Raw genomic sequence first — 1,140 nt, forward strand, 5'->3', positions numbered from 1 at the left:
CCGGTGTTTGGCGTGTACGTGAGCGGGGGCGGCAGCGGCAGCATCAGCGGCAACCAGATTAGCGCGCTGAGCAGCAACCTGGCCACGCCCGCGCAGCTGGCCGGCATCAACTCGACCGGCAGCGGCGTGGTGGTGAGCAGCGGCAACACCCTCAACAACCTGACCCAGAGCGGGGTCACGGGTAACCTCATCGGTATTCAGTGCACCAGCGCGGCGGGCTCGAACGTGACCGGCAACACCATTAGCAACGTCACCTACAGCGGCACCTCGGCCGGCCTCACGGCGTACGGCATTTTCGCCACGGGCTCGCACAGCATCAGCACCAACACCATTACGACGGTGCAGGCCACGGCTTCGGTGAATGCCAACGTGCGCGGCATTTACGTGGGCGGCAGCGGCGCCACGCCCACGGTGAGCGGCAACAGCGTTGCCAACGTACTGAATGCCACCAGCGGCGGCAGCACCAACACGGCCGGCATTTTTGTGGGCCCCACTTCGGGCGTGATGGGGGCCGTGACGGTAAGCGGCAACCGCATCAGCAACGTGGGCACTTCGGCCACGGCAGCCCCTACGGGCGGGGCAGCCTACACCATCACGGGCCTGTTGTGCGGGGCCTCGGCGGCAGGCTCGGTAGTGGAGCGCAACCTGGTGTGGAACGTGTACGGCAGCAGCGCCGGCACCGGGGCCAACGCCGACCAGGTACGCGCGCTGGCCGTGCAGGGCGCGTATTCGGGCACTTTCGCCAACAACCAACTGAGCCTGGCCGCCGGCGCGACCACGCAATTGAGCTACGGCATGCTGGATTTGTCGAGCGGCGGCAGCAACAGCTACTACTACAACTCGGTGTACCTGGCTCCGGCCGGCGCGGCGGCGGCCACCAGCTACGGCTTCTTCCGGAGTGCGACAACCACGCCGCCCACGGTGCAGCTGCGCAACAACCTGCTGTACAACGGCCGTCCGGCGGCTACTGGTGCGGCGGCATACGCCATCGGTACGGCCAGCACCACCAGCTGGGCGGCCACGGCATCGGACTACAACCTGCTGATTTCGCCGGATGCGGCCACGGTGGGCAACTGGGGTGGCACCGCCCTCAGCTTTACCGGCTGGAAGGCGGCCCAGCCCGCCGGCTCGGGCGGCGAC

At 68.0% G+C, this 1,140-nt stretch carries 1 protein-coding gene; it reads left to right on the top strand.

From position 1 onward, the window contains the following. Positions 1-1,140: hypothetical protein (locus ACYVDE_RS23575; RefSeq protein ID WP_460503966.1), on the top strand; the 1,140-nt coding region annotated here is incomplete at both ends.

This window comes from Hymenobacter agri, assembly GCF_054778495.1.